This window comes from Streptomyces sp. AK02-01A (assembly GCF_033795305.1).
Lineage (GTDB): Bacteria > Actinomycetota > Actinomycetes > Streptomycetales > Streptomycetaceae > Streptomyces.
Window position 1 is genome coordinate 45,709 of sequence record NZ_JARBAE010000030.1, and the last position, 22,088, is coordinate 67,796.

Genomic DNA, 22,088 nt, shown 5'->3' on the forward strand with positions numbered 1-22,088 from the left:
CGAAATCACCCCAGGTGGGGCTCAACCACCCATTCGCCCTTGCGCAGTACGCCGGTGACCGAGAAGTCCGCGTCCAGGACGACCAGGTCCGCGTCCTTGCCCGGCTCCAGCGAGCCGATCCGGTCGTACAGGCCGAGCAGCTTCGCCGGGTTGGCGGAGACCGCCCGGACGATGTCCTCGACCGGCAGCCGGTCCACTGTCGCGGCGCGCCGGAAGGCGGTGTCCAGGGTCAGTGTGGAGCCGGCGATCGAGCCGCCCTCCACCAGCCGTGCGACACCTTCCTTGACCTCGACGGCGAGCGGGCCGAGCTGGTACAGCCCGTCGCCGAAGCCCGCCGCGTCCATCGCGTCCGTGATGAAGGCGACCCGGCCCGCGCCCGCGTGGTGGAACGCCAGCTCCAGAGCCGCCGGATGCAGATGGGTGCCGTCGTTGATCAGCTCGACGGTGACCCGCTCGTCCTCCAGCAGCGCGGCGATCGGACCCGGCGACCGGTGGCCGAGCGGCGGCATCGCGTTGAAGAGATGCGTGGCGACCGTCGCGCCCGCGTCGATGGCCTCGACGGTCTCCTCGTACGTCGCGTCGGTGTGCCCGATCGCGGCGATCACGCCGTGTTCCACGAGCAGCCGTACGGACTCGATGCCGCCCGGCAGTTCGGTGGCGAGCGTCACCATCCTGGCCGTGCCGCGCGCCGCGTCGAGCAGCTTGCGCACCTCCGCCGGATCCGGGTCGCGCAGCAGGGACTCGCTGTGTGCGCCCTTGCGGCACGGCGAGATGAACGGACCCTCGAAGTGAATGCCCGCCAGATCGCCCTGCTCGACCAGTTCGGAGAGGAGGCCCGCGCGCTGGGCGAGAAAGTCCATCTCGCCGGTGACGGTGGAGGCGACGAGCGTGGTGGTGCCGTGCTCGCGGTGTGTACGGACGCCCGTGAGGACCTCGTCCACCGAGCCGGAGGTGAACGAGGCGCCGCCGCCACCGTGGTTGTGCGTGTCCACGAAGCCGGGCACCACCCAGTGTCCCGACAGATCCAGCGTGGTGGCGCCGGCCGGGGCGGCGCCCGCGATCCGGCCGCCCTCGACGATCACCCGGCCGCCCTCCACGGTCCCGGTGGGCAGCACCACCCGGGCGCCGGTGAGAACGGTGCTTTCGGCGCGTACGGCCATCAGGCGGATACCTCCGTGGCGAGTAGGTCCCAGGCGAGCAGCCCCGCGCCCAGGCATCCGGCGGTGTCCCCGAGGGCCGCCGGGACGATCTCGGGCAGCGTCTGGAACGTCACTCGCTCCTCGACCGCGGCCCGCAGGGGTGTGAACAAGGTTTCTCCTGCTTCGGCGAGACCGCCACCGATGATCAGCGTGCGCGGGTCCAGCAGGGTGAGCGCGGTGACCAGCCCGGCGGCGAGCGCGTCGACCGCGTCCCGCCACACCCGTACGGCGTCCGGGTCGCCGGACCGCACGGCCTTCGCGCAGTCGGCGGCGTCCGCCCGCGGGTCGCCGCTCGCCGCCGCCCAGGCGCGGGTGACGGCCGCGGCGGAGGCGAGCGTCTCCAGGCAGCCGCGCTGCTCACAGCCGCAGAGCGGGCCGTCGGGCCGGACCACGACATGGCCGATCTCGCCGGCCGAGCCGTGCGCGCCGGCCTCGATGACACCGTTGATGCCGATGGCGCCGGCGATCCCGGTGCCCAGCGCCAGGAACAGGAACCGCTCGGCGCCCTTGCCCGCGCCGAGCCGTCCCTCGGCGAGTCCGCCGGTGCGCACGTCGTGGCCCAGCGCCACCGGTACGCCACCGAGCCGCTCACCGAGCAGGTCCCGCAGCGGTACGTCGCGCCAGCCGAGGTTGGCCGCGTACACCGCCGTCCCGTGTTCCGCGTCGACGATGCCCGGTACGGCGACTCCGGCGGCGGCGGCGCTCTCGCCGAAGTGCTCGATGCCGTACGCGCGCAGCTCGGCGGCGAAACCGAGGATGGTCTCGACGACCGCGTCCGGGCCCCGCTCTCTGCCGGTCGGCCGCCGCGCCTCGTGGAGCAGCGCGCCGTCCGACCCGACCAGGGCGGCTTTCATGCCGGTGCCGCCCACATCCAGGGCGATGACGTGTCTCACGGGACACAGTCTCGCGCGTCGACCATGGAAAGGTCTAGTCCACTGCTCGGGATTGTTGTGCGCCCATACAAACGCCTGCCTTCTTACGAGCTGGTTTACGCATGGGACAGACGTTGCCGAAGCGAAACCGACCCCGCGTGGACCGCAAACCTCCGGATGAGGGAAAATCGCTGTTTCACAACGGGGCTTCACGGGAAACCGTCGTGAGCCTTACGGACAATGTAAAGAACAAAGGCGGTAGCAGACCTGTGCAGCAGCGCTATCTGGGAGTGACCGCGGCCTCAGCCGCACTGGGCATGACGATGGCGCTGGCCGGTTGCGGCGGCACGGCAGGCAGCGCGGACGTCACCCTCAGACTCGTGGCGGCCGATTACGGCACCGGCGCGGCCAACAGCTCCGAGAAGTACTGGTCCGAGCTGGCCGAGGAGTTCGAGTCCAAGAACCCCGGTATCAAGATCGATGTCGATGTCCGCTCGTGGAAGACCGTCGACAGCGATGTGGCCGAGATGGTGCGGCGGAACAACGCGCCGGACATCGCGCAGATCGGCGCCTACGCCGACTACGCCAAGGACGGCAAGCTCTACAGCGCCGACGAAACGCTCTCCATACCGACGCAGGCGAACTTCCTCTCCCAGCTCTCCGACGCCGGCAAGGTCAACCGGATCCAGTACGGACTGCCGTTCATCGCCTCGTCCCGGCTGCTCTTCTACAACCAGAAGCTCTTCGACCAGGCCGGGCTCAGCGCCCCGAAGGACTGGGACGACATCAGGAGCGACGCCGAGGCCCTCAAGGCGACAGGCGTGCCGACGCCGTTCGCGCTGCCGCTGGGCTCCGAGGAGTCCCAGGCCGAGAGCATGATGTGGCTGCTGAGCGGCGGAGGCGGCTACACCGACACCGCCGACGGCTCGTACAGCATCGACTCGGCCGAGAACGTCGCGACCTTCCAGTGGCTCAAGAAGAATCTCGTCGAGGAGAAGCTCACCGGCCCGGTCGCTCCGGCGAAGCTGGACCGCGCCGATGCCTTCAAGTCGTTCACCGAAGGCCGGGTCGGCATGCTCAACGGCCATCCGACGCTGATGAAGGACGCCGAGAAGGCGGGCATCAAGGTCGGTACGGTGCCGCTGCCCGGCAGCGACGGCAAGCCCATGCCGACGATGGGCGTCGCCGACTGGATGATGGCCTTCAAGCAGAACAAGCACGGTGTGGAGATCGGCAAGTTCCTGGACTTCGTGTACGAGGACAAGAACGTCCTGGACTTCGTCGGCCAGTACGACCTGCTGCCCGTCACCTACAGCGCGGACGACGCGATGTCGGCGGACCCGAAGTACAAGGGCCTGGCCAAATTCCTGGCGGCGCTGCCCAATTCCGAGCTGTACCCGTACGGCAAGGACACCTGGGCGAGCGTCAGCGAGAGCATCAAGAGGAACATCGGCGAGGCCGTCGAACCCGGCGCCAGCCCCGCGAACGTCCTCGCGCAGATAGCCCGCGACGCGTCGTCGGCGGAGGCCGCCGAGTAGCGTGACGTCCCTATGACCGCGCACCCGCCCGAGCCCGGAGAACCGGCCGGGGCCGACGATGCCCGCGGTCCCGCGGAGCTGTCCGAGCGGGACCGCGCCGTCCTCGCCATGGAGCGGCGCGGCTGGCCGGGGCCGGGCGCCAAGGAGCGGGCGGTCAGGGAGCGGCTCGGTATCTCGCCGACCCGCTACTACCAGCTACTGGGCGCGCTGCTGGACGATCCGCGGGCGCTGGCGCACGATCCGGTGACGGTGAACCGGCTGCGCCGGATCAGGGACGAGCGCAGAAAGCGCCGCTGAGACCGCCGGCCGTGCGAGCCGTGTCCGGTGCGCGGCTGCCGCCTTCCGTGGTGGTGATCCGGGATCCGCGGATAGGGTCGAAGACATGGGCAGCACTCCGTATCCTCTGCCGGCTCCGGCCACTTCCGCCGGTGCCGACGGTCTGGCCGCGCTTCTCGCCCGGCCGGGCAAGGCCGTCGTCGCCCTCGACTTCGACGGCACCCTCGCCGAGATCGTCCCCGACCCCGAGCAGGCCCGCGCCCATCCGCGCGCCGCCGCGGCCCTGGCCGCACTGGCGCCGCGGGTCGCGTCCGTCGCGGTGATCACCGGCCGGCCGGCCGGGGTCGCGGTCCGGTACGGCGGCTTCGCCGGCGTGCCGGGCCTGGAGCATCTCGTCGTCCTCGGCCACTACGGCGCGGAGCGCTGGGACGCCGTCACCGGCACCGTCCACGCGCCCGCCGCGAACCCCGGTGTGGCGGCGGCCCGCGCCGAACTTCCCGGCTTCCTCGACCGGTTCGGCGCCTGGCGCGGTACCTGGATCGAGGAGAAGGGCCAGGCGGTCGCCGTCCACACCCGCCGCGCCTCCGACCCGGAGGCCGCCTTCGACGCGCTGCGCGGCCCGCTGGGCGAGCTGGCCGCCCGGCACGGCCTGATCGTCGAACCGGGCCGCATGGTCCTGGAACTGCGCCCGCCCGGAATGGACAAGGGCGTGGCGCTGGCGGAGTACGTACGCGAGACCGGCGCCGAGACGGTCCTCTACGCGGGCGACGACCTCGGAGACCTCCCGGCGTACGCGGCCGTCGAGTCGCTGCGCGAGGAAGGCCATCCGGGCCTGCTGGTGTGCAGCGGCACGGAAGTGCCCGAGCTCGCGGAGCGGGCCGACCTCCTGCTGCCGGGACCGGCGGCGGTGGTGGACTTCCTCGCGGCCGTGGCGCGAGCGGCGGCCGACGCCTGACCGCGTGCGGCGGTCGCGGCCGGCCGCGACCGCCGCACGGTCAGGCCCGCAGCGCGTCGAGCTGGTCCAGGAACCACCGCTGCGGCGGCAGCGCGGTCGCCGCGGCGGCCAGCCGCTTGGTGCGCTCCGCCCGCTCGTGCGGCTCCATGGTGAGCGCCTCGTGGAGGGCCGACGCCGTGGCCGTGATGTCGTACGGGTTCACCACCAGCGCGTCCTCGGACAACTCCTCGTACGCGCCCGCCTCCCGCGACAGCACCAGCACACAGCCGTGCTCCGAGACGACCGGGATTTCCTTGGCGACCAGATTCATGCCGTCGCGGATCGGATTGACCAGGGCCACGTCCGCCAGCCGGTAGGCGGCCAGCGAGCGGGCGAAGTCGTCCTTCACATGGAGGACGACCGGCAGCCAGCCGTCCGTGCCGAACTCGGCGTTGATCTCGTCGGCCAGCCGCCGCACCTCGGCGGTGTAGTCGCGGTAGACCGCCAGATCCTGCCGGGAGGGATAGGCGAAGGCGACATGGACGACGCGTTCGCGCCATTCCGGGCGGTCGGCCAGCAGCAGGCGGTAGGCGAGCAGGCCGCGGACGATGTTCTTGGACAGTTCCGTGCGGTCCACCCGGACGATGGTCTTCCGGTCGGCGCCGCCGATCTGTGCCCGGAGAGACTCCATGCGTTCGTCCACGTCCGGGCGGTGCGCGCGCTCGCGCAGGAAGTCCGCGTCCGCGCCCAGGCCGTGCACGCCGATCCTGGTGTTTCCCGTCCCGCCCAGCAGCGCCGCACAGCAGGCGGTGAAGGCGTCCGCCCACCGGCGGGTCAGGAAGGCCGCGCGGTCCGCGCCGAGGATGCCGCGCAGAAGCTGGCGCGCGATGTCGTCCGGCAGCAGCCGGAAGTAGTCGACCGGCGCCCACGGCGTGTGCGAGAAGTGCCCGATCCGCAGATCGGGCCGGAGCGCGCGCAGCATCCCGGGCACCAGCGCCAGGTGGTAGTCCTGCACCAGGACCGACGCGCCTTCGCCCGCCTCGTCGGCCAGCGCCTCGGCGAAGGCGCGGTTGTAGGTCTCGTACGAGGCCCACTGGGCGCGGAACTCCGGGCCGAAGACCGGCTCCAGCGGCGTCTGGTAGAGCAGATGGTGCACGAACCACAGAGTGGAGTTGGCGACGCCGTTGTACGCGTCCGCGTAGACCTCCGGCGCGATGTCCAGCATGCGGACGCGCTGTCCGCCCGTGTCGGCCGGATCCAGCCGGCCGCCCGTGCGGCGTACGGCCTCCCGGTCGCCGTCTCCGAGCGCCGCGCACACCCAGACCGCGTCCGTCTCGGGCCCGATGGCGGACAGGCCGGACACCAGCCCGCCGCCGCCCCTCTTCGGCTCCAGCGCGCCGTCGTCGCGCAGCGTGTACGACAGAGGGCCGCGGTTGGACGCGACGAGGACCTGGGCGGCTTGCTCGGTGACCATGTGCCGAACCTAGCCCGTCCCGGAAACGCTCAAACGTACGGACGGAACTCCATGCGGGTGACTCCTGGCCGCGGCCGGTGACGGCTCAGCCCCGGCGGCGGCCACGGGCCGCGGCCAGCGCGACCACTCCGGCGCCGGCCAGCGCGACCACCATCCCGCCGAGCAGCCACCACCGCTCGGCGACAGCGCCGGTCCCGGCCGGCCGCCCGGGGCCCGCCGCGCTCGCCCAGCCGGGATACAGCAGCGCCACCGCCACGGTCAGCGCCACGGTCAGCGCCACAACGAACCGATGCCTCACGCCCATGAGGCGCAATCTAGGCAGACACCATGACGGTCGGCGGTTACGCCGCACGTCCGGCCGGGTACTCCGAGATCTCCCGCACCGGCGGCCGCTCCTCCGTGTCCACGGCGTGTGTGCGCGGTACGAAGCCGTCCGCACCTCGCTCGAACTGCGTCAGCTCCGGCCGTACCAAGTGCGCCCGGGACAGCCGTAGCTGAGCCGTACGGTAGATCGCCGCGGCCATCCGTCCGAGAGCGCGGTCGTCCTGATGCCGGTGCACGCGCACTCCCACGTCGACCTGGGCCAGCGCGTCGAGGCCCACCGTGTGCAGCGCGTCCACGAGCAGTCCCAGCTCCACGCCGTATCCGACCGGGAAGGGCAGCCGCTCCAGCAGCGAGCGCCGCGCCGCGTACTCCCCGCCCAGCGGCTGGACGAAGCCGGCCAGCCGGGGCCAGTGCAGATTCAGCAGCGGCCGCGCCACCAGCTCCGTCACCCGTCCGCCCTGGCCGCCCGCCGGGCCTCCGGCCTCCGAGCCGAGCGGCCGGTCGTACATCGCCTTGACGAACTGCACGTCCTGATCGGTCAGCAGCGGACCCACCGTGCCGGACACGAAATCCGCCGAGAAGTTCCGCAGATCGGCGTCGACGAAGCACACGATGTCGCCGCTCGTCACGAGCAGCGAGCGCCACAGCACCTCGCCCTTGCCGGGCAGCGCGGGCAGCCGTGGCAGTATCGCGTCCCGGTGCACCACCCGCGCGCCGGCCTTCGCCGCGACCTCGGCCGTCCGGTCGGCGGAACCGGAATCGATCACCACCAGTTCATCGACGAGCGGCGCCTTCTCCATCAGCTCGCGACGGATCACGGAAACGATCTCGCCGACCGTCTCCTCCTCGTCGAGCGCCGGCAGCACCACGCTCACCGTGCTGCCGCACGTGGCCTTCGCCACCAGAAGCTGGTCGACCGTACGGTCGGCGACGGACCAGGAACGCCTGGTCAGCCAGCGTTCCACCTCTTCCAGCACGGTCGGTACTCCCTGAAAGTGATCCATCTCGCGGTGCGGACGACTATCTCAACCGTCCGGTCCTTCGGTTACAGTCTTGAACAACACGAATGGCCACCGCATGTCGGGGGTCGTTACGTGGAAAAACGCGCCGGACCCCGGGTCCGGTGCCATAGCGCTCATCCAGAGGGGCAGAGGGAACGGCCCGTTGAAGCCCCGGCAACCCTCCCGCCGACCGCGAGGTCACGGTGGGGAAGGTGCCAATTCCGTCTCGCGGCGAAACGCGTCGTGAGGAAGATGAGGAAAGGGCCTCGCCTCCATGTCTGCGCAGACCGTTCACCACACCGACGTCCTTCCCGGATCCGTCGATCTCGGCCCCGCCGCCGCCCTCTCGTGCCGCGAATGCGGAGAGCGTTTTGACCTCGGTCCCATTTTCGCCTGTGCGAGCTGTTTCGGGCCGCTCGAAGTGGCATACGACCTGCCGAGCGGCACCCCGGAAGAGCTGAAGAAGCGCATCGCGGACGGCCCGGACAACATCTGGCGCTACGCTCCGCTGCTGCCCGTCCCGGCCGACGTGGCCACCAAGCCGAACATCAACCCGGGCTTCACCAAGCTGGTCAAGGCCGACAATCTCGCCCGTGAGCTGGGCGTCACCGGCGGTCTGTACGTCAAGGACGACTCCGGCAATCCGACGCACTCCTTCAAGGACCGGGTCGTCGCCATCGCCGTCGAGGCCGCCCGCGCCTTCGGCTTCACCACGCTCTCCTGCTCCTCCACCGGCAATCTCGCGGGCGCGGTCGGCGCCGCCGCCGCGCGGGCCGGATTCCGCTCCTGTGTGTTCATCCCGCACGACCTGGAGCAGGGCAAGGTCGTCATGGCCGCCGTCTACGGCGGTGAACTGGTCGGCATCGAGGGCAACTACGACGATGTCAACCGCTTCTGTTCCGAGCTGATCGGCGACCCGCTGGGCGAGGGCTGGGGCTTCGTCAACGTCAACCTCCGCCCGTACTACGGCGAGGGCTCCAAGACGCTCGCGTACGAGATCTGTGAGCAGCTCGGCTGGCGGCTGCCCGACCAGATCGTCATCCCGATCGCTTCCGGATCCCAGCTCACGAAGATCGACAAGGGTCTTCAGGAGCTGATCAAACTGGGCCTGGTCGAGGACCGGCCGTACAAGATCTTCGGTGCCCAGGCCGAGGGCTGCTCGCCGGTCTCCACCGCCTTCAAGGCGGGCCATGACGTCGTACGGCCGCAGAAGCCGAACACCATCGCGAAGTCCCTGGCGATCGGGAACCCGGCCGACGGCCCGTACGTCCTGGACATCGCCCGCCGCACCGGAGGCGCCGTCGAGGACGTCGACGACGAGCAGATCGTCGACGCGATCAAGCTGCTGGCGCGCACCGAAGGGATCTTCGCGGAGACGGCCGGCGGTGTGACCGTGGGCGTGACCAGGAAGCTGATCGAGGCCGGTGTCCTCGACCCGGCCCTGACCACCGTGGTCCTCAACACCGGTGACGGCCTGAAGACACTGGACGCCGTGGCGCCGACGACCGGCCCGACGGCGACGATCCGCCCGAGCCTCGACGCGTTCCGCGACGCCGGCCTGGCCCGCTGAGCACCGCCCACCACTGAAGGAAGGCACCCCACCATGAGCGTCAAGGTCCGCATCCCCACCATTCTCCGCACCTACACCGGTGGTCAGGCCGAGGTCCTGGCGGAGGGCGCGACCCTCTCCGAGGTCATCCAGTCCCTGGAGAGCGGCCATCCCGGCATCGCCGCCCGCGTCCTGGACGACCAGGGCAAGCTGCGCCGCTTTGTGAACGTGTACGTGAACGACGACGACGTCCGCTTCGAGCAGGGCCTGGAGACCGCCACCCCGGAGGGCGCGGGCGTCTCGATCATCCCCGCCGTCGCCGGAGGCTGATTCCACCGGCTCATGCCCGCAGTGCCTCAGTGGCCCTCTCCGCGAGAAGCGGAGGGGGCCATTCTGAATGGTTGAGCGCGATACAGTGTGGGAAGGCCCCTCGTCCGCCTGTGTCCGGCGCATATGAGAACGCGACAACATGGGGTCAAAGTCCAGGTGACATTTGCGCTATACGTGCGCTTTGCCCGGCCCGACTTGCCCTGGAACGCAGCGAATTCATCGCTATGCCTGTTCGGCCATGCCCAGAATTCTCGTCCGATTGACCTGTTGCAGAGGGCAGTTGGGCAGATACATTCAGCCGCGGTCGACGCGTTCCGACGCGAAGTGTGGCCCCCGGTAAGGGCCAGTAATAGGGGAGTTAGGCATGGCTCAGGGCACCGTCAAGTGGTTCAACGCGGAGAAGGGGTACGGCTTCATCGCGGTCGACGGTGGTGCGGATGTTTTCGTCCACTACAGCGCGATCCAGATGGACGGGTACCGCACCCTTGAAGAAGGTCAGCGAGTGGAGTTCGAGATCTCGCAGGGCCAGAAGGGTCCGCAGGCGGACATGGTCAAGCTCGCCGTCTGATTCCGGCGCGATCGGCCACCGACGCACTCACGCCGAAGGGTCCGTGTCCCAGAGATGGGATGCGGGCCCCTCGTGCGTTCCCGGGCGTTCGTCCGGTGTTCCGCGTCCCGTGTCCCGGGTCCCGAGTCGTCCGTCCGAGGGGTCGTGTCGGCAGGACAAGCTTGCACTCGCAGGGGTCGAGTGCTAATCATTGGCATTAGCACTCTGCAAGTGAGAGTGACAGCTTGAGGACCGGGTCGGTGAGGCCCGAAGAGCCTGCGGGGCAAGGAACCGCACGGCTCTCAGGTCGTCCGTCGCGGGCGCCGGTACGGTCCGATCCACCCGCCCCCTGGGCCTGGCGGCCTGGGGAGACCCCCTGTCCGGGAGGACCACTTCACATGGCCAAGATCATCGCGTTCGACGAGGAGGCACGGCGCGGTCTCGAGCGCGGGATGAACCAGCTCGCCGACGCCGTCAAGGTCACCCTTGGCCCCAAGGGTCGCAACGTCGTCCTTGAGAAGAAGTGGGGCGCCCCCACGATCACCAACGATGGTGTTTCCATCGCCAAGGAGATCGAGCTTGAGGACCCGTACGAGAAGATCGGCGCCGAGCTGGTCAAGGAAGTCGCCAAGAAGACGGACGACGTCGCCGGCGACGGTACGACCACCGCGACCGTGCTCGCCCAGGCGCTCGTCCGCGAGGGCCTGCGCAACGTGGCCGCCGGCGCCAACCCGATGGCCCTCAAGCGTGGCATCGAGAAGGCCGTAGAGGCCGTCTCCGGCGCCCTGCTGGAGCAGGCCAAGGACGTGGAGACCAAGGAGCAGATCGCTTCGACCGCCTCCATCTCCGCCGCCGACACCCAGATCGGCGAGCTGATCGCCGAGGCCATGGACAAGGTCGGCAAGGAAGGCGTCATCACCGTCGAGGAGTCCCAGACCTTCGGCCTGGAGCTTGAGCTCACCGAGGGTATGCGCTTCGACAAGGGCTACATCTCGGCGTACTTCGCCACCGACATGGAGCGTATGGAGTCGTCCCTGGACGACCCGTACATCCTGATCGTCAACTCCAAGATCAGCAACGTGAAGGACCTCCTTCCGCTGCTGGAGAAGGTCATGCAGTCGGGCAAGCCCCTGCTGATCATCGCGGAGGACGTCGAGGGCGAGGCGCTGTCGACCCTGGTCGTCAACAAGATCCGTGGCACCTTCAAGTCCGTCGCCGTCAAGGCTCCGGGCTTCGGTGACCGCCGCAAGGCCATGCTCAACGACATCGCCATTCTCACCGGCGGCACGGTCATCTCCGAGGAGGTCGGTCTCAAGCTGGAGAACGCCGGCCTGGACCTGCTGGGCCGTGCCCGCAAGGTCGTCATCACCAAGGACGAGACGACCATCGTCGACGGTGCCGGTGACAGCGAGCAGGTCGCCGGGCGGGTCAACCAGATCCGCGCCGAGATCGAGAACAGCGACTCGGACTACGACCGTGAGAAGCTCCAGGAGCGCCTCGCGAAGCTGGCCGGCGGCGTGGCCGTCATCAAGGCCGGTGCCGCGACCGAGGTCGAGCTCAAGGAGCGCAAGCACCGCATCGAGGACGCGGTGCGCAACGCCAAGGCTGCCGTCGAGGAGGGCATCGTCGCCGGTGGTGGTGTGGCCCTGCTGCAGGCTTCCTCGGTCTTCGAGAAGCTGGAGCTCGAAGGCGACGAGGCCACCGGTGCCGCGATCGTCAAGCTCGCGCTGGAGGCCCCGCTCAAGCAGATCGCCGTCAACGGTGGTCTTGAGGGTGGCGTCGTTGTCGAGAAGGTCCGCAACCTGACGGTCGGTCACGGCCTGAACGCCGCGACCGGCGAGTACGTCGACATGATCGCCGAGGGCATCATCGACCCCGCGAAGGTGACGCGTTCCGCTCTGCAGAACGCGGCCTCCATCGCGGCGCTGTTCCTCACCACCGAGGCCGTCATCGCCGACAAGCCCGAGAAGGCCGGCGCGGCCGCTCCGGGCGGCGGCATGCCGGGCGGTGACATGGACTTCTGATCTGCCTCCGGCTGATCAACCGTCCTGACCGAGGGCGGCATCCCTGCGAAGGGGTGCCGCCCTCGGGCGTTTCTCGCTGAGTGGGACGCGACGGGGTGCGCAGCACGTCGCCGTGGAGTACGGGCCCGCCCCGTACGAGGGGTCGGAGAGGGACGCCCCGCCCGTGCGCCACGGGGGTGGCACTCGGACGGGGCGGGCGGAACCTTGCACAGTGCGTACCGTGGTTTGGTCCCTCATCCGTTGCTGAACTCGCCCAGCGGCCCCGCAACGGGTCTTGCGACCCGCTCGCGGCGCCCATGCCCCGGGAGGGGATGGTGCGGTCCGAAACGGGCGTCTGTGGCGCTGGTGAAAGCTAGGCTCCGGTCATGCCCGAGCCCTTCGTGAACGGCGACGTCCACCACCGCGCGTGCGGCATCTGTCCGTCGCGGTTCCATGCGGTTGGTGAGTTCGACGTGTTCGAGCGTCCGACCCCGGCATGCCCGTTCAACAAGGCTGACGGACACCGGTACTTGAGCGACGGGACACCGGTGTGTGTCCACCCCGAAAAGGTCGGGCTGCCCGCGAAGCGCTACAAGAGTGAAGGCGCTCCGCTGACGGTCGAGCTGCGACTACCGCCCGACCCTTCCGCGGTGGTGCCGTACTTGCATGACGTGCTGTACGGCGCGGCTCCGGTCCTCCTGGATGACCTGATCTCTCAGGCACAGCGGCAGATCCGGCAGCGCTTCCCGGAACTGGACCCGCTCACGGTGATGCGGCAGGCACTCAGCTAGCCGCTACGCGGGGACGGACTCGAACGTGATGCTGTGCGCGAGACCCATCCGGCGGAAGCCCGCCGCCTCGTACTTCCCTCGCAGGATGGCGAGCCGGCGAGCCACCTCCGCGTGCGTGATCCAGTACCGGGCGGGCGGCTCGCCCCACGCCGCGCGGTACGCCTGGTGCGTGTAGTCGTCCCGCGTCCAGTCGGTGTGCTCCTGGTCGGTCTGGTGGATGATCTGCGCGCCGACCCGAGCCGTGATCCGGGCGAGGATCTGCGGCTGAGCGATCATCGCGTGAGTCATCTCGTCCACGGGCACAGCGACGTGGGTCCAAGATCAGCAACGTGAAGGACCTCCTTCCGCTGCTGGAGAAGGTCATGCAGTCGGGCAAGCCCCTGCTGATCATCGCGGAGGACGTCGAGGGCGAGGCGCTGTCGACCCTGGTCGTCAACAAGATCCGTGGCACCTTCAAGTCCGTCGCCGTCAAGGCTCCGGGCTTCGGTGACCGCCGCAAGGCCATGCTCAACGACATCGTCATGCTCACCGGCGGCGACGGCGTGACGCTGCTGTTCATAGCTGTTCCGGACACCAAGTCCGTGAAGAACAGGGTGCACTTGGACCTCCAGCCGCAGGACCGCACGCGGCACGAGGAGGTCGACCGCCTTCTCGTGCTCGGCGCCACGCTGGTGGCCGACCACCGGCTGCCCGACGGCAAGGGCTGGGTGACGCTCGCGGACCCCAACACCTCTGACTACCAGTTCTGAGGATACCTGCACGTCAACGAACACCGAAGCCCCGCACGGCACTTGGCCGGACGGGGCGTCTTGCGTTCGGTCACTTACAGAACGACGACTTAACGGCGGTCACGATGTCGGCGGCCTGGTCGTCGGTGAGGCTCGGCACGGTGCCCCCCTCGAACCGGCTCTTGGCGTTGCGCTGGACGGTTGCCGCATCCTTGCCCCCCGTGATGTCCAGGCAGACGTTCCGGGCCCGATCAACTGCCCTGTCTTCCTCGGGCACCAGCCCCGGTTCCACGGCGTACAGAGCGAGTATCAGGGCTCCGGTCTGTGCGGCGTTGGGCGAGGGGATGCCCGTGGGCTTGGACGGCTCCGCGCTCGGTTTCTCGTCGGGCTTCGCAGGCGCCGAAGCGGACGGCTTGGGCTCGGCCGTTGCCTTGTCCGGCTCGTCCTCGAACAGTGACAGCACTCCGCCGAACGCGAGCACCGCAACCCCCGTGATGATCCACGTTTTCCGCTTCACGCGGTCCCTCCCCTGGTCGTGCAACAAGATCGTCAATGCCTATCACGTAAGCCCCGCATCACGTACACAACTCGGGCACACAGAAGCCCCGCCCGGTACTTGGCCGGACGGGGCTCTTAGCCAGTTGCGAGGGACTACGCGCCCCCGTCGCTCCTTCCTGCGGATGCCCCGAGGGCTGTTCGTGCGGGTCCTGGTCTCCGCCCGGTTCACCGTGGCCAAAGTACGGCTGTTGGGCGGGCAGGAACATTGACGGGTCGCGCTCTTCACAGCCGCTACAGGAACCGCCCTGTGGCATGGCGCTTGCCATTGCTCTGCTCCTTGAGGTCCAGAGCTGCCCGGCGTGCTCGGTGTGCTCGCCGAGTTCGTGAGGTTCGTACTGCCCATGGTGACGGCCTACCATCAGCTACAGGCCGAAGCCGCATCACAGGCGATGTCCGTGGCCATGATCGAGCAGTTACGAAAGGGCACCCCGTGAACACCGAAATCCCGCGTTGGTTCACGTCCTCCTACAGCAACAACGGCGGCCAGTGCATCGAGGTCGCCGCCAACCTCGTCGCTTCGCGCGGCGTCGTCCCCGTACGTGACTCCAAGAACCCGACCGGTCCGGTTCTGGCCTTTCCCGCCGGTTCGTTCGCTTTCTTCGTGGCGAGCGTCAAGGCCGGAGAGTTCGGCGCCGTCTGACAAGTCGACCAACCCGCACCGGATCGCAGCGGCCCCATCGTGCGATGCATGGTGGGGCTCCGCTGTGTCTGCACCACACCGGACGACGAAGGTCCTGCCACGCCCGAGCGATTGACAAAGAGAAGAAGCCCGGGAGGGCGGGAACCGTCACACGCGGTTTCCGCCCTCATCGCGCGAGGAGTCCTCGTCGCTCTTGGTCAAGTGGGAGCAGGCACGGCACAACGGTTGAACGTTCCCGTCCGTGCCCTCACCCGAGCGCGAGCGGTCGCACGTGGCCAACGGCCACCACGTCCGCGAGGACGAGCGAACCGCACCTCGCACAGTGCGCACCACCACGAGCGGACACCAGTGCACGGAGTCGAGCGGCCCCCGAGAACACCCGGACCGGGACCGTGCGGCGAGCACGCCGAGCATGGGCCGTCGCGCGCTGTTCGTGGACCTGGCGGTGACGGTCGCAACGGCTCCGATTGGTGGCGGGCTCGGGGCAGTCGCTACAGCGCATGTCCGCCTGCTGTCAGTGCGGTGTCTTATGTTGAGCGGATGACTACACCCGATAGCACCCCCGAACCTGCCCCCGGCTACCGCCGCTTCGCTGGTCACTGCACACTCTGCGGTCTTGGTCTCCAGTGGGAGGCGTACAGCCGAAGCCGTCTGGTGGACAGCGAGGGACTGACGTATTGCGAGCCGGCACAGGGGCCGCACATCGTGAACTGAGGGCTGTCCCGTGATCCCAGGCGGGCGCGCGACGACAGCTACGGCGCCTTGCCGCGTTGTCGGAACGCCCCTATACGCCCAGGATCGGGACGCCCCTCCGCTGTGCGATCCACCGCATCTGACGCCGCGTGCGCTGATCCACCAGGGATTACGGGACAGCCCTTGGGGCCTCTCGCTCGAACCGGGAACCTCTGCCGTCCGAGCCAGTGCCGACGCGCCATCGGAGGAGGCGCGTCGTGTCTGGGGCTGTTGTCTTCGTCGGTCACCGGGAGGACGGAGTGGGCGGTGAATCGGTGGGCAGGGTGAGTTCGGCCCAGACGATCTTTCCGCCGGGCGCGATACGGGTGCCCCACCGGCGGGACAGCTCCGCGATGAGGAAGAGACCACGGCCGTTCTCGTCGGTCGAGAGGGCGTGGCGCAGACGCGGTGAATTGCTGTCGCCGTCCGAGACCTCGCACGTCAGTGACTTGTGCCGGATCAGCCGGAGCCGGATGGCGCCGGAGCTGTAACGGATGGCGTTGGTGACCAGTTCGCTGACGATGAGCTCCACGGTCGTGCTGAGCTCCTCCAGTCCCCATGTGGAGAGCTGACGGACGGCCAGGGACCTGGCTTTGCCGACGACGGCCGGCTCCGTGGACAGTTCCCAGGAGACGTACTGGTCCGTACTCAGCGAGCGGGTGCGGGCCAGCAGCAGCGCGACATCGTCCTCGGCCGGCGCCTTCGCCACCACGGTGTCGACCACGTCCGAGCAGATTTCCTCCAGCGTGCCTTCGGCCCTGGTGAGAGCGGCCCGCAGACGGTTCAGCCCGACGTCTATGTCGGCCTCGCGCGTCTCGACGAGACCGTCGGTGTAGAGCGCGATCATGCTGCCCTCCGGCAGTTCCATCTCGACGGGCTGGAAGGACAGCAGTCCGACGCCGAGGCCGATCGGTGCGCCGGAGGGCACCTTGGGGAAGGTGACGTTGCCGTCCGGGTCGACGATCGCGGGCGGCGGGTGTCCGGCGCGTGCCATGGTGCAGCGCCGGGTGACCGGGTCGTAGACGGCGTATACGCAGGTGCCGCCCATGACCGGCGCGGCGTAGCCCTTGGGCCCGGCGTCCTCGTCCGTCAGCCGGGCGACGAGGTCGTCGAGGCGGGCGAGCACCTCCTCGGGCGGCAGGTCCATGTCCGCGAGGGTGTGTACGGCGGTGCGGAGCCGGCCCATCGTCGCCGCGGCGTTGATGCCGTGTCCGACGACATCGCCGACCACCAGCGCGACCCGCGCGCCGGACAGCGGGATCACATCGAACCAGTCGCCGCCGACTCCGTCGTGCACATCGGCCGGGAGATAGCGCCAGGCCACGTCGACGGCGCTGCCGCCCGACGGGTTACGGGGAAGCAGATAGCGCTGGAGCGCCAGAGCCGTCGTCCGCTCACGTGTGTAACGGCGCGCGTTGTCCAGGCTCAGCGCGGCCCGGATGACGATTTCCTCGGCGAGCAGCCGATCGTCCCGGGAGAAGGACGCGGGCGTGTCCGTACGGATGAACACCACGATGCCCAGGATCACGCCGCGCGCCTTGAGCGGAAGGATCATCAGCGAGTGCATGCCGTTCTCGTGGATGGTCCTGGCCCGGCCCGGGTCCTGGTCGAGCCAGGTGCCGGGAGAGTAGTCCAGAACGGGCTCGAAGTGCGTTTTTCCCGAGTTCAGGACGGCGGTGAAGGGAGATGACGGCGGCACGAACACCGGATCTCCGCGACGCCACATGGACTCGGGAATCCCGGCGTGGATGGAGGTCACTCCGGCACGGCGGAACACCGGGACGCTGTTGTCCGTGGCCTCCAGACGTACCAGGGGCTCCTCGCCGAGCGGGACCGACTCGGCCAGGTCGACCGTGACATAGTCCGCGAGCAGCGGTACGGCGACATCCGCCAGTTCTTGCGCGGTGCTCATGACATCCAGAGTGGTGCCGATGCGGGTGCCCGCCTCACTGAGGACGGTGAGGCGCTGACGCGCCGCACTGGTGGTGATGTCCACGACCATCGAGCACACGCCGAGCGGGCTGCCGCCGGGTCCGTCGAGGCGGAAGAAGGAGGACGAGAACACGCGCTCGTCCTTCCCGTCCTCGGCGGCCCAGCGGTATTCGTGGTCGATCACCGGTTTGCCGTCCTTGAGGACCTGGAGCATCGAGGCTTCGACCGAGTCAGTGTCGAATCCCGGCAGTGACTCCGCCACCCGCAGGCCCAGCCGCTGGTGGCGGAGCGGGCCGACCCGGCGCTCGTCCGTGCTGTTCAGCCAGATGCAGCGGAGATCGGCGTCCCAGACGGCCATGCCGATCGGTGAGTGATCGAGGAGTGATTTCAGCACCGCTTCGTTGGTGCTCGAAGGCAGCGGCGTCTCGGACAGGTCGGCTGCCGATATGAACCAGTCCCGCCTGCCGTCCGCGGCGGCCAGCGGAGACGCCCACACGCTCATATGGATCGTGCGGCCGTCCTGGTGCCGGGCCTGCACCATCCCTGACCAGGGCTCCCGCACGCCGGCCAGCGCGGACAACGCCGACGGAGCCGGCCTGGCTCCGTCGAACATCAGCAGATCTGTGGCGGAAGTGTTCACCACTTCCGAGGCCCGGTAGCCCAGAAGCTGTTCCGCGGCCTCCGTCCACCCGATCACGGATCCTTCCGCGTCGATCACCGCGATCGCCGCTCCCGGCGGGCCGGGTGCCTCTGATATCGCGTAGGGCACCCCTCCGTCAGAGCCGGGCATGCCAGGATCCAATCACCACATAGACGTCCATTCCTCTTATAGTTCCACACTCCCTGATATCTCAGAGAGGCGCTGGTACGGCGTCCTGACGGAGGAGTGGTCGGACATGGCTGAGGGCGGCGCCCCGTCCGGGATGCCGCCCTCAGCCATGAGCCGTCGGACTCCGGACTCCGGACTCCGGACTCCGAGCGCATACGGTCAGGCCCTGGTCCGGATGGCGAGACCGTACGGTCAGGCTCTGGCCGGTGCCTGCCGCGGCGCCGCCGGAGCCGGTACGTCCGCCGTCACCGGTTCCGGCTCCGCGACCGCGACCGCGTCGGTGGTGACATTGAGCTCGCTCAGCATCGTCCTGGTGAAGCCGAAGTAGTACGTGGCGACGAAGCCCGCGACATAGCCCACCAGCAGGCCACCGCCATAGATCACGACCATCTCGCCCAGGCCCTTGTCGCCGTCGAGCAGCGGGAACAGCGCCCAGCCGGACGGTCCGATCGCCGTCGAACCGACGGCCGCGCCGAGCTGGTTGAACAGGCCCACGAAGCCGCCGCCGAACGCGCCGCCGACGCAGGCCGTGATGAACGGGCGGCCCAGCGGAAGCGAGACCCCGTAGATCAGAGGCTCGCCGACGCCCAGGAAACCGGCCGGAAGAGCCGACTTGATGGTCCGGCGGATCGAGCCGTTGCGCGGAAGGCGGAAGTAGACCGCCACCGCCGCGCCGACCTGGCCCGCGCCGGCCATGGCGAGAATGGGCAGCAGGACGGTGTAGCCCTGCTGTTCGATCAGTGTCGTGTGAATGGGAATGAGCGCCTGGTGCAGGCCCAGCATCACCAGCGGCAGGAACAGGCCGCCGAGGACAAAGCCCGCGCCGGAGCCGCCGTTCGCCAGGAGCCAGTTGGCGAAGTCGCCGATGGCCGTGGAGACCTCACCGGCCACATACATCAGGCCGAAGATGGTGACCAGACCGGAGACGAGAACGGTCAGCGTCGGAGTCACCAGGACGTCCAGCGCCTCCGGGACCCATCGGCGGCACCACTTCTCCACGTACACGGCGAGAACCGCCGCGCCGAGCGCTCCCAGCACACCGCCCTGGCCCGGAGCGAGCTTCTGGCCGAACGCGTCGATGTTCGCGACGCCGGGAAAGACGATGATCGCCGCGACCGCGCCGCCCAGGATCGGCGTACCGCCGAACTCCCGTGCCGTGTTGTAGCCGACGAAGACGGCGATCAGCGACATGAAGCCGGAGGCCAGCGCGGCGAGCGCCGGGACTATCGCCGGAAGCCAGTGGAGGTTGGTGAGCAGGCCGTTGAGGCCGGCGATGATGCCGCAGCCGATGAGTGCCGGGATCAGCGGCACGAAGATATTGGCGATCCGGCGCAGGAAGAGCTTGAACGGAGTGGCGTTCTTGGCCTTCCGCGCCGCTCTGATCGCGGCTCCCTGGGCGGCCAGCTCGTCGGCGGTGGTGGCGCCGGTGGCGGCGGTGGTGGTGGCGGCGGTGGCGGAGCCGGTGGTGGCAGCCGGAGCGGAGGCAGGGACGGCCGCCCGCGCCTCCTCCACCAGCGACTCGAACTCGGGAGTGACCCGGGCGACCGTGCCCGGGCCGAGGACGATCTGGTACGTCTCGTCCTCGACCACGCCCATGACGGCGGGCAGCGCCTTGAGCGCTTCGTCCTGGACAAGGGAACGGTCGCGCAGACCGAGGCGTAGCCGGGTCATGCAGTGCGCGATGGAGGAGATGTTTCCGGCGCCGCCGACGAGCGGCAGGATCGCTTCGGCCGTGGCGCGGTTCTTGTCTGTTGCCATGGTGCGTGGTGCCTTGCTGTGCGAGGTGGTGGTGCGGGACGTTCAGCCGGTGCTGGTGTGGGCGGCCTGGAGCGCGGCGCGCAGATGGCCGTCGGAGTCGGCGAGGAGCGAGGCCGCGGTGGGGCCGTCGACCTCGCCGAGGATGGTGAGGATGGCGTTCTTCACCTCCCCGCCGGTCGCGGTGAGGGCGGTCTCGATCTCGTCGTCGGTCGCGCCCGTCGCGAGCGCGACGATGCGGCGGGAGCGGGCGCGGAGCTTCTCGTTCGACGCGCGGACGTCGACCATCAGATTTCCGTAGGTCTTGCCGAGCCTGATCATGGTGAGCGTCGAGAGCATGTTGAGGACGAGCTTCTGCGCCGTACCGGCCTTGAGGCGGGTGGAGCCGGTCAGCAGTTCGGGGCCGACGACGACCTCGATGCCGTGCTCGGCCGCCGCGGCCAGCGCGCTGCCGGCGTTGCACGACAGGCCGATGGTGAGCGCGCCGAGGCGACGGGCGTGCTCGACCGCGCCGATCGCGTACGGAGTGCGTCCGGAGGCGGAGATCCCGACCACCGTGTCGGCCGCGGTGAGCTTCAGGCCGTCCAGATCGGCGGCGGCCAGCTCCTTGGAGTCCTCCGCGCCTTCGACGGCCGTCACCAGCGCGGTGGGGCCGCCCGCGATCAGGCCGACGACCTGCTCCGGGTCGGTGTTGAAGGTGGGCGGGCACTCGCTGGCGTCCAGCACACCGAGCCGTCCCGCCGTGCCCGCGCCCGCGTAGATCAGCCGGCCGCCGCGGGCGGCCCGCTCGGCGGTGGCGTCGATGGCGGCGGCGATCAGCGGAAGCTGTGCGGCGACGGCGGCGGTGACGGTGCTGTCCTCGCCGTTCATGATCTTGGCGATTTCCAGGGTGGGAAGCTGGTCGATCTCGGCCAGCTCCGGACGGAACGCCTCGGTGGTGAGTGTGTCGAGCTGCGCGCGGAGGTCGTCGTACCGGGGTGTCGCGGCGTCGGCGGGCGTGGAGGTCATGAAGCAGCGGCTCTTTCTTCTGCGGGTGCGGGTGCGGGTGCGGGTGCGGGCGGGTGTTCCGGTGCGGGCGCGGCCGGTGCGCCGGTCAGCGGGTGCTGCGCGGACTGTGGCGGTGCGCGAGGGCCTCGTACGAGGCGGAGAGCGCCGGCGCGGCCGTCTCGTAGGTGCGCTGGGCGACCCCTATGAACAGGCAGTCGACGACGAGGAGCTGGCTCGTACGGCTGGACATGGCGGCCGGGCGCAGCTCGCTCTCCCGCGCGGTGGAGGTCGTCAGCACATGGTCGGCGTACTGCGACACGGGCGCGTCGGGCCGGCCGGTGATCGCGACCGTCGTGGCGCCCCGGTCGAAGGCGACCCGGAGCGGCTCGATGACATCGCCGGTGGATCCGGAGTGTGTGATCGCGATGGCCACATCGCCGGAGCGGAGCTGCACGGCGTTGGTGACGGCGAGGTGCGGGTCGGTGTGGGCGTGCGCGATCAGGCCGATACGCAGCAGCTTCTGCGCGAGGTCCAGTCCGACCAGGGAGGACGCGCCGACGCCGTAGATGTCGATCCGGCGGGCGGCGGCCGACGCGGCGACGACGGCGCCGAGCTGGACGGTGTCGAGCGCGGCGGCCGTGTCGGCCAGGGTCTGCTGCTCGTCGTAGGCGAGCTTGGCGACGACGTCCGCGATCGGGTCGTCGACCGCTATGTCCGCCGTGACGGCGGGAGCGCGGCCCGACTCCTGCTGGGCGGCGAGGCCCGCGAGCGCGAGCCGCAGATCGCGGTAGCCGGGATAGCCGAGGAGGCGGGCGGTGCGGACCACCGTGGCCTCGCTCGTGCCGGTCAGCTCGGCGAGACCGGTGACGGTGAGGGCCGCGCAGCCGGCCGGGTCGCCGGCCACGGCCTCGGCGACAAGCTGCATGGAGCGGGTCATGGACGGCGCGAGGGTCCGCACCTTGGCCGCGAGGGCCGCGGGAGCGGGCGGGGTAACACCGCTGAAACTTTCCTTCACGACTTGGGTCACGAGTGAAAGATATTTTCAAGACCGTCCGCGGTCAACCCCCTGTCCGATGGGCGCCACGACGG

Annotated in this window: 20 protein-coding genes, 2 pseudogenes and 1 riboswitch; of the genes and pseudogenes, 11 read left to right on the forward strand and 11 right to left on the reverse strand. The window is 69.6% G+C overall.

Translation table 11 applies throughout. The features are described 5' to 3' along the window. Positions 1-5: 5 nt before the first annotated feature. Positions 6-1,160, reverse strand: coding sequence for an N-acetylglucosamine-6-phosphate deacetylase (nagA, locus tag PV679_RS24690; protein WP_319682574.1), 1,155 nt, complete (start codon positions 1,158-1,160; stop codon positions 6-8). Then, positions 1,160-2,053, reverse strand: coding sequence for an ROK family protein (locus PV679_RS24695; RefSeq protein ID WP_416069792.1), 894 nt, complete (start codon positions 2,051-2,053; stop codon positions 1,160-1,162). The genes nagA and PV679_RS24695 overlap by 1 nt, the downstream gene beginning before the upstream one ends. A gap of 335 nt (positions 2,054-2,388) precedes the next feature. Between PV679_RS24695 and PV679_RS24700 the strand changes: the two genes are divergently transcribed. From PV679_RS24700 to otsB, 3 genes are all read left to right on the forward strand, one after another. Continuing rightward, positions 2,389-3,609: an extracellular solute-binding protein gene (locus PV679_RS24700; protein ID WP_319682613.1), complete on the forward strand. Its 1,221-nt coding sequence runs from the start codon at positions 2,389-2,391 to the stop codon at positions 3,607-3,609. Positions 3,610-3,621: 12 nt separating this feature from the next. Next, the gene (locus PV679_RS24705) at positions 3,622-3,906 is read left to right on the forward strand and encodes a DUF3263 domain-containing protein (protein ID WP_319682576.1); all 285 of its coding nucleotides are present in this window, start codon (positions 3,622-3,624) and stop codon (positions 3,904-3,906) included. A gap of 85 nt (positions 3,907-3,991) precedes the next feature. Beyond that, the gene (gene otsB, locus PV679_RS24710) at positions 3,992-4,840 is read left to right on the forward strand and encodes a trehalose-phosphatase (RefSeq protein ID WP_319682577.1); all 849 of its coding nucleotides are present in this window, start codon (positions 3,992-3,994) and stop codon (positions 4,838-4,840) included. Between the two features lie 40 nt (positions 4,841-4,880). Here otsB and PV679_RS24715 read toward each other — a convergent pair whose 3' ends face one another. From PV679_RS24715 to PV679_RS24725, 3 genes are all read right to left on the reverse strand, one after another. After that, complete coding sequence (locus PV679_RS24715) at positions 4,881-6,293, reverse strand: trehalose-6-phosphate synthase (protein WP_319682578.1); 1,413 nt, start codon at positions 6,291-6,293, stop codon at positions 4,881-4,883. An 85-nt stretch (positions 6,294-6,378) separates the two neighbouring features. Continuing rightward, entirely contained in the window at positions 6,379-6,597 is a 219-nt protein-coding gene (locus PV679_RS24720; protein ID WP_319682579.1) for a hypothetical protein, read from the reverse strand. Between the two features lie 37 nt (positions 6,598-6,634). Further along, the gene (locus PV679_RS24725) at positions 6,635-7,594 is read right to left on the reverse strand and encodes a glucosyl-3-phosphoglycerate synthase (protein WP_319682580.1); all 960 of its coding nucleotides are present in this window, start codon (positions 7,592-7,594) and stop codon (positions 6,635-6,637) included. Between the two features lie 155 nt (positions 7,595-7,749). Continuing rightward, positions 7,750-7,877: riboswitch (SAM riboswitch) on the forward strand. Positions 7,878-7,892: 15 nt separating this feature from the next. On the opposite strand from PV679_RS24725, the gene thrC reads away from it, so the two are divergent. The 5 genes from thrC (at position 7,893) to PV679_RS24750 (ending at position 12,838) form a co-directional block, all read left to right on the forward strand. Further along, positions 7,893-9,188, forward strand: a complete 1,296-nt coding sequence (gene thrC / locus PV679_RS24730) for a threonine synthase (RefSeq protein WP_319682581.1) — start codon at positions 7,893-7,895, stop codon at positions 9,186-9,188. A gap of 33 nt (positions 9,189-9,221) precedes the next feature. Then, positions 9,222-9,497: a ubiquitin-like small modifier protein 1 gene (locus PV679_RS24735; RefSeq protein WP_319682582.1), complete on the forward strand. Its 276-nt coding sequence runs from the start codon at positions 9,222-9,224 to the stop codon at positions 9,495-9,497. 364 nt (positions 9,498-9,861) lie between these two features. Further along, a complete protein-coding gene (locus PV679_RS24740; RefSeq protein ID WP_005315736.1) occupies positions 9,862-10,065 on the forward strand; it encodes a cold-shock protein in 204 nt (67 codons plus the stop codon). 377 nt (positions 10,066-10,442) lie between these two features. Continuing rightward, positions 10,443-12,068 carry a chaperonin GroEL gene (groL, locus tag PV679_RS24745; protein WP_319682583.1) on the forward strand — a complete coding sequence of 542 codons (1,626 nt, stop codon included), beginning with the start codon at positions 10,443-10,445 and terminating at the stop codon, positions 12,066-12,068. Positions 12,069-12,433: 365 nt separating this feature from the next. After that, entirely contained in the window at positions 12,434-12,838 is a 405-nt protein-coding gene (locus PV679_RS24750; protein WP_319682584.1) for a hypothetical protein, read from the forward strand. A 3-nt stretch (positions 12,839-12,841) separates the two neighbouring features. Here PV679_RS24750 and PV679_RS24755 read toward each other — a convergent pair whose 3' ends face one another. Next, on the reverse strand, positions 12,842-13,126 hold the full coding sequence (locus PV679_RS24755) for a hypothetical protein (RefSeq protein ID WP_319682614.1): 285 nt from the start codon (positions 13,124-13,126) through the stop codon (positions 12,842-12,844). Positions 13,127-13,152: 26 nt separating this feature from the next. Here PV679_RS24755 and PV679_RS36240 point away from each other — a divergent pair. Then, positions 13,153-13,587, forward strand: a pseudogene (locus PV679_RS36240) (VOC family protein); the annotation flags it as partial. 70 nt (positions 13,588-13,657) lie between these two features. Here PV679_RS36240 and PV679_RS24770 read toward each other — a convergent pair. Further along, a complete protein-coding gene (locus tag PV679_RS24770; RefSeq protein ID WP_319682585.1) occupies positions 13,658-14,083 on the reverse strand; it encodes a DUF732 domain-containing protein in 426 nt (141 codons plus the stop codon). 367 nt (positions 14,084-14,450) lie between these two features. Here PV679_RS24770 and PV679_RS24775 point away from each other — a divergent pair. Both PV679_RS24775 and PV679_RS24780 read left to right on the forward strand, forming a co-directional pair. Beyond that, positions 14,451-14,558, forward strand: a pseudogene (locus PV679_RS24775) (transcriptional regulator); the annotation flags it as partial. After that, positions 14,555-14,764: a DUF397 domain-containing protein gene (locus PV679_RS24780; RefSeq protein ID WP_319682586.1), complete on the forward strand. Its 210-nt coding sequence runs from the start codon at positions 14,555-14,557 to the stop codon at positions 14,762-14,764. The pseudogene PV679_RS24775 and the gene PV679_RS24780, both read left to right, overlap by 4 nt. 976 nt (positions 14,765-15,740) lie before the next feature. On the opposite strand, the gene PV679_RS24785 is transcribed toward PV679_RS24780, so the two are convergent. The 4 genes from PV679_RS24785 to PV679_RS24800 form a co-directional block, all read right to left on the reverse strand. Then, positions 15,741-18,218, reverse strand: a complete 2,478-nt coding sequence (locus PV679_RS24785; protein WP_319682587.1) for a SpoIIE family protein phosphatase — start codon at positions 18,216-18,218, stop codon at positions 15,741-15,743. A gap of 231 nt (positions 18,219-18,449) precedes the next feature. Further along, a complete protein-coding gene (locus PV679_RS24790; RefSeq protein ID WP_319682588.1) occupies positions 18,450-20,015 on the reverse strand; it encodes a PTS transporter subunit EIIC in 1,566 nt (521 codons plus the stop codon). A gap of 42 nt (positions 20,016-20,057) precedes the next feature. Then, positions 20,058-21,020 carry an N-acetylmuramic acid 6-phosphate etherase gene (gene murQ / locus PV679_RS24795; RefSeq protein ID WP_319682589.1) on the reverse strand — a complete coding sequence of 321 codons (963 nt, stop codon included), beginning with the start codon at positions 21,018-21,020 and terminating at the stop codon, positions 20,058-20,060. An 85-nt stretch (positions 21,021-21,105) separates the two neighbouring features. Then, positions 21,106-22,026, reverse strand: coding sequence for a MurR/RpiR family transcriptional regulator (locus tag PV679_RS24800; protein WP_319682590.1), 921 nt, complete (start codon positions 22,024-22,026; stop codon positions 21,106-21,108). Positions 22,027-22,088 lie beyond the last annotated feature (62 nt).